We start from the raw sequence: 11,651 nt of genomic DNA on the forward strand, positions 1-11,651 counted from the left end.
TCAAGGAGTTTTATTATGCTTGATATTCGTTTATTTCGTGAACAGCCCGATGTTGTGCGTGAAGGTTTTGCCAAAGTTGGCCGCGATCCAGGCTTAGTCGATCAAGTGCTCGACTTGGATGTGAAACGCCGCGAGGCGATTACCGAAGTTGAACGGCTCAAAGCCGAGCGCAACGCTGGCTCGAAAGATGTTGCGCGCACCAAAGATAAAGCCGAACGCGATGCTAAAATTGCTGCCATGAAACTGGTTGGCGATCAAATTAGCGAGCTTGATGCCCAAGCCAACGCGATTGATCTTGAGCTAAATACGTTGATGCTCGATTTGCCCAACCTGCCTTTGCCCGAAGTGCCAGTTGGCAAGGATGAACACGATAATGTGGTGGTGCGCGTCGAAGGCAGCATCAAAGAAGCCGATTTTGCGGTGAAGCCACACTGGGAGCTGGGCGAAGAGCTAGGGATTCTCGATTTTGAGCGTGGCGTGCGCATGAGCGGAACCCGCTTTTTCGTGATGAAGGGCTTGGGCGTGCGTTTACAGCGAGCCTTGATCAGCTGGATGATCGATATGCACGTCGATCAGCATGGCTATACCGAATTGGCCGTGCCCTACTTGGTGAAGGCTGATGCCATGGTTGGCACTGGCAACTTGCCCAAATTTGCTGACACGATTTTTCATATCGAAGATACCGATTTATGGCTGATTCCGACCGCTGAAGTGCCAGTAACCAACTTGCATCGCGAAGAAATTTTGGATAAAGCTCAGTTGCCATTGCGCTACGTTGCGCATACGCCATGTTTCCGTAACGAGCAAATGAGCGCTGGACGCGATGTCCGTGGCATCAAGCGGCTTTATCAATTCGATAAGGTCGAAATGGTCAAATTGGTCGAGCCTGCTACCAGCTACGATGAGCTTTTCTCGCTAATTAGCAACGCCGAAGATGTGTGCAAAGGCTTGAATATTCCCTATCGTTTGTTGCAATTGTGTACCGCCGATTTGGGCACTGCCACCGTCAAGTACGATTTGGAATTGTGGGCACCTGGCATGAACGAATGGCTTGAAGTTTCGTCGTGTGGCTTGTTCGGCGATTATCAATCGCGGCGCGCCAATATTCGCTATCGGCCAGAAGCTGGGGCAAAACCAGAGTTTGTGCATACGCTGAATGGTTCGGGCTTGGCGTTGCCCCGCGTCATTATTGCAATTCTCGAAAATTACCAAAATGCCGATGGCAGCGTGACAATTCCCGAGGTACTGCGGCCATATATGGGCGGCATCGAACGAATTGTTAAGTAGCGAGCAAAGAACATAGAACATAGAGCAAAGAACATAGAACATAGAACATAGCTGTTGCTGAATGGAATTCCCTCACCCCTCAGCCCCCTCGCCCACTAGACGCGGGGAGCATCCGTTTTCACCCGAAATCATGGAAAAACCACGCAGTGAAAGCCCCTCGCCCGCGCCACGGGAGAGGGGTTGGGGTGAGGGGATCTTCACAACCGACCCTTGTAAGCCAGCCCCTCTCCCACTGGACACGGGGAGCATCCGTTTTCACCCGAAATCATGGAAAAACCACGCAGTGAAAGCCCCTCGCCCGCGCCACGGGAGAGGGGTTGGGGTGAGGGCATCTAATCCTCGCGCTAGAATCTGCTATACTCGCTGATAACACAGGTGGTCAGTAGCTCCAAGGAGGTAGCCTCGTGGCTGAAGCAGTGTTAATTGATGCAGTTCGCACGCCGATTGGTCGCCAACAGGGCAGCTTGCGCGACGTGCGCCCCGATGTTTTGTATGCCCATGTGCTCAATGCCCTGATTGAACGCACTGGAATTGATCCAACGTTAATCGAAGATGTGGTCACTGGTTGCGTTACCAACACTGGTGAACAAGGCGCAAATATTGGCCGTTTGGGCGTGATGCTTTCAAACGTACCAATTACGGTGCCTGCGGTTACCCTCAACCGCATGTGTGGCTCGGCCCAACAGGCAATTCATTTTGGCTCGCAAGCAGTTGCCGCAGGTGATGTGCGCTACGTGATTGCTGGCGGCGTTGAATCGATGAGCCGCGTGCCAATGTTTAGCGATGTCACTGGCGATTTTGCCACCTTTAATCCTGCGATTAACGAAAAACACCAGCTTGTGCATCAAGGCGAATCCGCCGAATTGATTGCCGAGAAATATCAATTGTCGCGCACTGAGCTTGATGATTGGAGTTTCGAGAGCCATCAGCGTGCCGCCGCCGCAACCAAAGCTGGTTGGTTTAGCAGCCAAATTCTGCCAATTGTTGGCAGCGATAAAGCTGGCAATGCCCACGAATTGCTCTACGATGAAGGCATTCGCTTTGAGGCTGATCGCGCCAAAATGGGCAAGCTCAAAACCGTGTTTCGCGCCGATGGTGTGGTTACTGCCGCCAATGCTAGCCAAATTTCCGATGGTGCTGCGGTGGTATTAATTGGCGAACGTGAACAAGCACTCGCCGATGGTTTCAAGCCACGCGCCAAATTCCGTGCGCGGGTGGTTGCCGCTGGCGATCCACGCATGCAGTTGCTCGAAGTAATTCCTGCAACCCACAAAGCGCTTGCCAAAGCAGGTTTGAGCATCAACGATATTGATCTGGTTGAAATTAACGAGGCTTTTGCTTCGGTGGTGTTGGCATGGCTGCGCGAATTCAAGCTTGATCCAAATCGGGTCAATCCCAATGGCGGCGCGATTGCCCATGGTCATCCCTTGGGCGCAACTGGCGCGGTGTTGATGAGCAAAATGCTCAACGAACTCGAACGCCGCGATGCCCAATTTGGCCTGCAAGTGATGTGCATCGGCCATGGCCAAGCAACCGCCACGATTATTGAGCGAGTATAGCGCGGGGATTGGTTGTTGGGGATCGGGGATTAGTAGAGCAAAGAACATAGAACATAGAGCATAGAGCATAGAGCATAGAGCATATTTGGCTCATGGCTATCGGAACGTTTTGGTATGCTTCAAAAGCCAATAGCCACCTTGCGCCCGATCCCCAGCCCCCAACAACCAGCCCCATATAAATAAGGAACCACAATGGAAATTCAAGGTTTGAGTGTGGTGGTGACTGGTGGAGCTTCGGGCTTGGGTGGCGCGACGGTGCGCCGCTTGCATAGCGCTGGAGCCAAGGTTGTGATTGCCGATCGCAATGCAGAAGTTGGTACAGCACTGGCCAATGAATTAGGCGCAAATGCCCAATTTGTGGCTTGCGATGTAACCGATGAAGCCTCTTTGGCCGCAGCTTTGGATCAAGCAATTGCGATTAATGGGTGCTTGCAAGCAGTGATTAGCTGCGCTGGCGTTGGTAGTGCCGAGAAAATTCTGGGCCGTAATGGTGTGCATAGCCTCGAATCATTCAATCGGGTTATGCAAGTTAATCTCAATGGTGTGTTTAATGCGCTGCGCTTGGGTGCTGAACGCATTAGCCAAAACGAGCCAAACGCCGCTGGCGAACGTGGGGTGATTATCAACACTGCTTCGATTGCTGCCTTCGATGGCCAAATTGGCCAAGTAGCGTATAGTGCCTCGAAAGGCGCGATTGTTGGCTTGACCTTGCCTGCCGCCCGCGAATTGGCTCGCCATGGCATTCGGGTGATGACGATTGCTCCAGGCACGTTTGATACGCCGTTGTTGGCTGGCTTGCCAGAACCTGCGCGCCAAACTTTAGCGGCTCAAGTGCCCTTCCCGCCACGCTTGGGCGACCCTGCTGAGTTTGCCATGTTGGCCCAGCATATTCTCGAGAACCCAATGTTAAATGGTGAGACCATTCGTTTGGATGGTGCCCTGCGTATGGGTTATAAGTAAATGTTGGACGTGGGCAGTGGTACAATCTACCACTGCCTTGGTTTTTTAGGAGCATGCTGATGAATGGCAGCCAATTATTCTTAACTGCCTTAATTTTGGCAGGCAATCTGTTGTGGTGGTTGCGTGGGGTTCGTACCAGCGAAAATTGGTTCTTTGGCGAATGGCTAAGCCAGCGTTGGCAGGTCGAAATTCGGCGGAGCGAGCGCTTTAAAGGCAAAACATGGGAAATTCATCCCAATGATGCTGCCAAGTTGAGCACCGGCAAGCGGGCGAGCTTTCAAGTGTTGCAAAGTATTTTTCCATTAATTACAGCGATTCCAACCATTCTCTCGATTTTTCTAATCACCTGGGTTGTGGCAATGTTTGGCAACTAGCGGCAATCGGCGTGAGCACTGGTATAATGCAGCCTGATCGCTAGCAGCAATGGGAGTATTTATTGTGCGGATTGGGATTAGTGGCACGTTCTGGGCTGAACCAATGGTGGGCAGCGGCCAATATTTACGCCATTTAATTGAACATTTGCCCCACGTTGGGCCACAGCATGAATATGTGCTATTCCTGCCCGCCTACACCCATGCCGAAGTTCCCCAAATTCCGCATATTGCGGTCGATTTGGTGCCAACTCCATTCGATAAGCTGCACCCAAAATTGGCCAAAATCTGGTATGAGCAAGTTGAGTTGCCACGGGCTGCCCTGCGTTTGGCGGTTGATATGTTGCACGTGCCTTATTATGCGCCGCCACGCCGCCAATTAGTGCCAACCGTGGTAACGGTGCACGATCTGATTCCATTAATTTTGCCTGTCTACCGTGGCTCAATGGTGATGCGGGCTTATACTGCGCTCGCAACCAGCGCTGTGCGGCGTTGCCGCCAATTAGTTGCCGTCTCCGACCATACCCGCGATGATATTATTGATATTTTGAAAGTCAATGCCTTACAAGTACATACGATTTATGAAGGCGTTGCGCCTGATTATCAACCGCAGAGCGAAGCACAAATTAGCCAAACCTTGCAACGGTTTAATATTACCCAGCCCTATTTTTATTATATTGGCGGCTTTGATGTGCGTAAAAATCTCACGACACTGCTGCGCGCATTTGGCCGTGTGCGTCGTCGAATCGAGCAACCAATTAAATTAGTCATTGCTGGCAATCGCCCTAAAGTAACTTCAGCATTTTTTCCAGCCTTAGAAACCACAATTCTCGATGAAGATTTAGCTGCTGATATTATTTTTACTGGTCGCGTGACGAATACAGAAAATGCGGCGCTATTTGCTGGAGCGCATGCATTTGTTTGGCCTTCGACCTATGAAGGTTTTGGCTTGCCACCATTAGAAGCGATGAGTTGTGGCACGCCAGTCATTTCTTCAAATACCAGTAGCATGCCCGAAATCGTTGGCGAAGCTGGAATTTTGCTGCCGCCGCACGATACCGAAGCATGGGCCATGGCAATGCTGCGAATGTTAAATGATCAAGCATTAAATACCGAATATCGCCAACGTGGTTTGCAACGCGCCAGCCAATTTAATTGGCACAGCTTTGCAGCCCAGATGATTAAGGTTTATGAGAAAGCCTAGGGTTTGATCGTTTTTGGATGCTTGCAAAGCCCTAAATCCTTTAAACTGCCACTTTTTCCGCTTAACGTGGGGCCAAAAAGCTGCTTATTTGAGTTAAATAATATTAATAATGTGACGAAAAATGGTAAAAATGAGCTTAATTTTACAACGAAATTATGGTCAACTTTGTGCTTAACATCACATAATGATTAGAGTTTTCTCATCCATTTTCAAGAAAATATGTGCTAAAAAGAACGAAAATCAGCTGATTTATGGCTTTGGAATGGGCTAAAAGTCCTATCTGACAAGCAGCTGAAAAGCTTAAGCTAGGAGTCTGAAAAATAGCTGAGATTTGCAAACATGGAACAAATATGTTAACTTCCCTTTCGGCATTGCACGATGCATAAACGTTAATTATTAATTGTCGGCGCGATATCATTAAGCCGCGTTCGATAATAGGGAGGTTACAGCTGCATGCAAGATGCTAAGTCCTCGAATGATCTGATCCAAGAAGATCATGATCTGCAAGACTTCCAGCAGCGGGCTGTGAACAACGAAAATTCGCTTTTACGAACGACCGGTTTACGCCAACGCGTAAATGCCCGTTCTGTTTCTGCACTTCGTGCGGTTCCATCGTACCTGCGCAAAGCCCCACGTCGCTACCTACTTCATCTCATGGTGCTTTCGCTGTTGCCTGTTGGGTTAGTGGTCAACAAAAATGCCACCACGCCGCAGGTCGATACAGCAATTCTGGTCAGCGCATCGCCAACTGCTGAACGCCAAGTTCGGCCAGCGCTTGGTTTGATGACCATGACCCACCGTAACGAACCAGCACCGTTGACAGCCCTCAATGATTCAGAGGCCACGCCTGATCCAGGTGTTGGCGATGGGCCAATTAGCAGCCCAGACTTTGATGATTCGTTGGTTATTCCCGTAGGCCGACCAGTTAATAATACTCCGACCTATCCCGAAGCAGTGATTAGTGGCGATATTGCCAATTTGCGCAATGGCCCTAGCACTGAATTCGATCGCTTAGATAAATTAGATACTGGCACCAAAGTAAAGGTTGTGGCTCGCCACGCCGATTGGGTGCAAGTGCGCACCGAAGGTGGCCAAGAAGGCTGGCTCGCTGCTGATTTGCTTGATTTAGATCAAGCAGTGATCGATGCCTTGCCCGATGCGCCAAATGTGCCAACCCCACCACCAGCTAAAGTGGGCAAAATCACCCAAGACAATTTGAACTTGCGTGACGGCCCTGGTACTGACTATATCAGTATGAAGAAGCTGGGCATCGATAGCCAAGTTTCATTGTTGGCCCGCTATCAAGGCTGGTATCAAATTGAAACTGGTGAAGGTACTGTTGGTTGGGTTTCAGCAGAATTTCTGAATCTTGAAGCTGGCGTAGCTGATCGCATCGCCGAAGCTGAATCGATTCCATCAGCCAACCCAGCTTTGGTTGGTTGGGCAACTGACGAAGGTGTCAACCTGCGCTCTGGCCCAAGCACCAAGTTCGATTCATTGGGTAAGCTGAGCAAAGGCGCTGAATTAGGTTTGTTGGCTCGTTACAAAGAATGGGTCAAAGTCGAAACAGCCAAAGGTACCAAAGGCTGGATTTCACAAGATCTGGTTGATGTGAGCAACTTTGTGTTCCGCCGGGTGCCATTTACCGATAATGTTCCTTCACTGCCTGTTGCGCCTGCTCCTAAAAAGAGCAATCCCGCTAAGCCTCAACCTGCTGGTGGCGGCGGTGGCGGTGGTGGTGGTACTGCTAGTGGTGATGTTGCTTCGATGGCGTGGGCCTATGTTGGCTACAACTATCGCTGGGGTGGCGAAAGCCCAGGTAGCGGCTTCGATTGCAGCGGCTTGACCAAGTACTTGTATCGCCAAGTTGGTGTGAGCTTGCCTCACAGTGCTGCTGGCCAATATAGCAGCGCCTATGGTACCTTCATCGGTAGCATGAGCAACTTGCAACCAGGCGACTTGCTGTTCTACGCTGGCACTGCTGGCCCTGGCATCACTCACGTAGGCATCTACGTTGGCGACGGCGTTATGGTCAATGCAATGACTCCCGCTTCGGGTGTTGGTGCAGTCAGCATCTACAGCAGCTACTGGCTCAATCACTATTACGGCGCGCTGCGGCCTTATCGCTAGTTGCTGTTCCATAGACATACGTAAAGCAAGAAGCGTTCCACAATTTGTGGGACGCTTCTTTTGTTTTTTGGCTTAATCTCGGCTACTATATCCCTACATATGCTCGAATTCCATATCAAAAGGAGAATTGCTTATGGCTTCGACAGAAGGATCTTCGGGCCGCCTTTCCATGATTTTTGCATTCGTTGCCTTAGCTATATTAATTGGAGTAGGATTTGCATTCTTTGCAAACAATTCTCAATCTGCTATCCCAACGACAATTCCTAAAACGAATACAGCTATTCCAACGTCTACTCCACTTCCCACCCCAACTCCTGGCCCAACCGTGCAACAAATTTTCCAGCGTGAATCAATGCTCTTGGCTGCATCAACTCGAATACCCAAAATTGACGTAGAAAGTAGTAAATCTGGATGGCTGGATCTTTGTCAAAATGATGTTCAATATCGCGCCTATTTTGATATTAAGGCTGGAGTGAACCTGAATTTATTTCGCTATGAAATTACCAAAAATGGCTATCCTCAAGAGGCAAATGTTAAAATTTATTTACCAGAACCAACAATTGTGAGTAATGAGTTAGATTTGAAGAATAGTGGCATTATTACTAAAGATGGTGCATCAGTACCCTTATGTAATGATAATACTGCTGAATTAGTTACTAAGTTACAACAGAAGCTCCAAGAACAAGCATTACAAGATGCTAAGGATGGAGGAATCTTAAAGAATGCCGAATATAATTCAGCAGAAGAAATTCTTAAAATTCTCCAAAATGTTGGCTATCGTAATGTTACGATTTTCGATCATAATGGGACGCAAATTCGGAAGATTGGCCAATAATAGTAATCGAAGGAGTAACTCATGAAAACGATAAAGTTAGTGCTTTACCTCGTCTTATTCGGCCTGATCGTTTTTGGTGCTTATAGTGCTTTTAGTGGTGGGATGAATCTTTTTTCGCCTGAACCAAAAGTAACTATCAATAATGGCACAACCGTTATTGAAGCAATTCGTCGTCAAGCTAAATTATCAACAATGAATATGTATTTAAGTAAAAATATTGATATCGAAAAGGAAAAGGGATTCTTAGGCTTATGTACTGAGAAGGTGACCTATTTTGCCTCGTTCAATATTCAGGCTGGAATTGATCTTCAACAAATTAAAGAAGATAAGCTGCAAGTAGAAAATGATGGGAATCTTGATAGTGCTGTTGTTGAAATTCAATTGCCTGATCCCGAAATTCTCAGTGTTGAGTTAGATACCCAAAATAGCCGAATCCTTGAACAAGATGGACCTGTTTTTGTACCTGGCTGTTCCCATGATATGGCGAATATGACGCTTGAAGCTCAGCAAATGCTCAAAGAGTCAGTAACCAAAGATGCGCTCGAAAAAGGTATTCTCTCGCAAGCCCAACAACAAGCGAGCGAAGAGCTTGGCCGTTTACTCACCGATGTTGGTTATACAAATATCACTATTCGGGCCTCGAATGGCTCGGTTCTCTACTCAACCAAACCGCAATAAGCCAAGTATGAGGATCGTCTATGGATTGGAATCTATGGGGGCAGCAAGCGCAAGAATTTGCGATTCGGGTGCTGCCACGGGTGCTGGCTGCAATCGTCATCTTATTGACCTTGCGCTATGGCATTCGGCTGGCCAACGGTGCGACCAATCGTGTGCTAAAGCGGGTTGAGCTGCCGAGCGAAGCCGAAAGCTTGATTTTGCGCTTAGTGCGCATTTTGGTGATTGTTGCTGGCTTGGTGATTGTGTTGTTGGTGATGGGCTGGGGCCAGCTAGCGCTTTCGTTTGTGGCTGGCTTGGGCGTGAGCGGTTTAATTATCGGTTTTGCCTTGCAAGACATCACCAAAAACTTGGCAGCTGGCATTTTGTTGTTGTTTCAACGCCCGTTTCGGGTTGGCGATCGCATTTTAATTGGCAATGATGAGGGCACTGTGACCGATATTGCGGTACGCGCTACGACCATGCGCACTGCCGATGGCCGTGAGGTGATGGTGCCAAACGCCACGATTTACACTGGTACAATCACTAATTTGACTCGCTATGTGCAACGCCGCCACAATGTTGAGCTAACACTCAAACGTGATGTTGATTTTGCGCCAGTTTTACAAGCCTTAACTGAAATTGCCCGTACTACTGAGCATGTGCTGGAAAAACCAGCCGCCGAAGTGCTAATTACTGCGGTTAAATCCGATGGCCTGATTGTTGAGACCCGTTTTTGGCTGCCATCGAAGGGCGTGGATAGTAATCTCGTGCGCTCGAATTTGGCTGAACGCTTGCGGGCCAAAGCACTGGCTGAGGATTGGCTGGCATGAGCATCGATCTCAATGCAGACTTGGGCGAAGGCAGCGCGTTTGATGCTGAATTAATGCCGTTGCTTTCGTCGTGCAATATTGCCTGCGGCGGCCATGCTGGTGATGAACAGAGCATGCTCGTTGCCTTGAGTTTGGCCCAGCAGCACAATGTTTGCGTTGGGGCGCATCCAAGCTACCCTGATCAAGCGCAATTTGGGCGAGCGGTGTTGGCAATTGAGCCAAGCCTACTACAGGCCAGCATAATTGAGCAAATTGCGCAGTTACAACATTTGGCAGCCCAGCAGGGGACTAAGGTACGCTATGTTAAACCGCATGGTGCTTTATATAATCAGGCTGCACGTGATCCCGATTTGGCTCAATTGCTGATCACCAGCATCAAGCAGCTTGACCCAACGCTGGCCTTGATGGGCTTGGCTGGTAGCGTATTGCTCGAACAAGCGGCAGCGGCAGGCGTGCAGACGATCGCCGAAGGCTTTATCGACCGAGCCTATGAACTTGATGGCCAATTGCGTTCGCGTAGTTTGGCAGGGGCCGTGCATCACGACCAGACGGTGGCACTCCAACAGGCTTTAGCGCTTGCCAAAGGCATGCCATTTCCAAGTTATACTAATGTACCAATCAGGTTAACCGTGCAAAGTTTGTGCTTGCATAGCGATACGCCGCAAGCGCTAGCTTTTGCCCAAGCGGTTCGTACTGCGCTAGTAGCCGAAGCTATGACGATTCGGGCAGCATGCTGAGCAACTTGCGATGGCGTGTTGGCTATGCTAGACTCGCTATAGCACAATCCAGACAGGAGTAGCCTATGACAATCACTGATCGCATGTTGATTGGGGCAATTGCCAGCAATCCCGGCGATTATGAGAAGGCAGGTCAGGCACGCTATTGTTTTACTACCCAAACAATTTACTTTTCGAGCGCCAAAAGCCCTGCGCCGGAAGATGCCAATAACAACTATTTCGACTTGCCCGCACTCAACGCTGATGGCTCCAAAAAATTAGTAACCGCCTTTCAACGCTATATCAAGCGCTGGCCCGAAGATCGCCAAGCGATTATCGAAAAATTTGCCTTACGCCGTGGCTGGGAGCTGGCCATGGAGTTGCATTACGGCGGCGGCGCATTAACTGATCAAGAATCAGCTGAATGGCGCAAAATTGTTGATGGTCGGCTAACCCAATTGGTGGCGGCTGCTCGTCGTTATATTGAAGCTGGGCCGGGTGCGGCCAAGGAAATTATTGAATGAGCCTCGATTTAACTCAGTTTGTTCGCAATATCCCCGATTTTCCAATTCCAGGGATTCAATTTAAAGATATTACGCCGTTGTTGGGCAATGCAGCAGCATTCGATGCAGCGATTGATCACTTTGCCCAGCGCTATGCCAACCAGCAATTACAAGCGATTGTCGGCATTGAATCACGGGGCTTTATTTTTGGTGCGCCATTAGCATTGCGCTTGGGGATTGGCTTTGTGCCCATTCGTAAGCCGGGCAAATTGCCAGCCCAAACCATCGGCGTAGATTATAGCTTGGAATATGGCACTAATCGCTTGGAAATTCACCACGATGCCTTGCAAGCTGGCGCTCGCGTGGTTGTTATCGACGATCTTTTGGCAACTGGCGGAACCGTGGTCGCGGCCTGCGATTTGCTCAATCAGCTTGGGGCCGAGGTGGTTGAGGCAGCATTTTTAATTGAATTGACCTTTTTAGGTGGGGGCGAAAAACTTGGCGATCGGCCATATTACGCCCAAATTCAATACTAAACCGACAATGAGGCCAGCACGCGCCCAAGCATGCTGGTCTTAGGTTGTCCAATGGCGGGAGGT

General features: G+C 49.3%; 12 protein-coding genes. All 12 read left to right on the forward strand.

Going from position 1 to position 11,651, the window contains the following annotated elements:
• The first annotated feature begins 15 nt into the window (after positions 1–15).
• The 12 genes from serS to C5S61_RS23595 all read left to right on the forward strand — a co-directional run bounded on the left by serS (position 16) and on the right by C5S61_RS23595 (position 11,588).
• Positions 16–1,287, forward strand: coding sequence for a serine--tRNA ligase (serS, locus tag C5S61_RS23540; protein WP_110519506.1), 1,272 nt, complete (start codon positions 16–18; stop codon positions 1,285–1,287).
• 404 nt (positions 1,288–1,691) lie between these two features.
• A complete protein-coding gene (locus C5S61_RS23545; RefSeq protein WP_110519508.1) occupies positions 1,692–2,846 on the forward strand; it encodes a thiolase family protein in 1,155 nt (384 codons plus the stop codon).
• Positions 2,847–3,038: 192 nt separating this feature from the next.
• Positions 3,039–3,806, forward strand: coding sequence for a 3-hydroxyacyl-CoA dehydrogenase (locus tag C5S61_RS23550; RefSeq protein WP_110519510.1), 768 nt, complete (start codon positions 3,039–3,041; stop codon positions 3,804–3,806).
• Between the two features lie 59 nt (positions 3,807–3,865).
• Entirely contained in the window at positions 3,866–4,180 is a 315-nt protein-coding gene (locus tag C5S61_RS23555; RefSeq protein WP_110519512.1) for a hypothetical protein, read from the forward strand.
• Positions 4,181–4,244: 64 nt separating this feature from the next.
• On the forward strand, positions 4,245–5,381 hold the full coding sequence (locus C5S61_RS23560) for a glycosyltransferase family 4 protein (RefSeq protein ID WP_164689747.1): 1,137 nt from the start codon (positions 4,245–4,247) through the stop codon (positions 5,379–5,381).
• A gap of 453 nt (positions 5,382–5,834) precedes the next feature.
• Complete coding sequence (locus tag C5S61_RS23565) at positions 5,835–7,511, forward strand: C40 family peptidase (RefSeq protein WP_110519516.1); 1,677 nt, start codon at positions 5,835–5,837, stop codon at positions 7,509–7,511.
• Between the two features lie 133 nt (positions 7,512–7,644).
• Complete coding sequence (locus C5S61_RS23570) at positions 7,645–8,346, forward strand: DUF4230 domain-containing protein (RefSeq protein ID WP_110519518.1); 702 nt, start codon at positions 7,645–7,647, stop codon at positions 8,344–8,346.
• Positions 8,347–8,367: 21 nt separating this feature from the next.
• Positions 8,368–9,024 (forward strand): DUF4230 domain-containing protein, encoded by a 657-nt coding sequence (locus C5S61_RS23575; protein WP_110519520.1) that lies wholly within the window; start codon positions 8,368–8,370, stop codon positions 9,022–9,024.
• A 20-nt stretch (positions 9,025–9,044) separates the two neighbouring features.
• Positions 9,045–9,833, forward strand: a complete 789-nt coding sequence (locus tag C5S61_RS23580) for a mechanosensitive ion channel family protein (RefSeq protein ID WP_110519522.1) — start codon at positions 9,045–9,047, stop codon at positions 9,831–9,833.
• On the forward strand, positions 9,830–10,570 hold the full coding sequence (gene pxpA, locus C5S61_RS23585) for a 5-oxoprolinase subunit PxpA (protein WP_110519524.1): 741 nt from the start codon (positions 9,830–9,832) through the stop codon (positions 10,568–10,570). Before C5S61_RS23580 ends, pxpA begins: the two co-directional genes overlap by 4 nt.
• 65 nt (positions 10,571–10,635) lie before the next feature.
• On the forward strand, positions 10,636–11,073 hold the full coding sequence (locus tag C5S61_RS23590; RefSeq protein ID WP_012191904.1) for a hypothetical protein: 438 nt from the start codon (positions 10,636–10,638) through the stop codon (positions 11,071–11,073).
• The gene (locus tag C5S61_RS23595) at positions 11,070–11,588 is read left to right on the forward strand and encodes an adenine phosphoribosyltransferase (protein WP_110519526.1); all 519 of its coding nucleotides are present in this window, start codon (positions 11,070–11,072) and stop codon (positions 11,586–11,588) included. Before C5S61_RS23590 ends, C5S61_RS23595 begins: the two co-directional genes overlap by 4 nt.
• The last annotated feature ends 63 nt before the right edge of the window (positions 11,589–11,651 follow it).

The organism is Herpetosiphon llansteffanensis (assembly GCF_003205875.1).
Taxonomy (GTDB): domain Bacteria; phylum Chloroflexota; class Chloroflexia; order Chloroflexales; family Herpetosiphonaceae; genus Herpetosiphon; species Herpetosiphon llansteffanensis.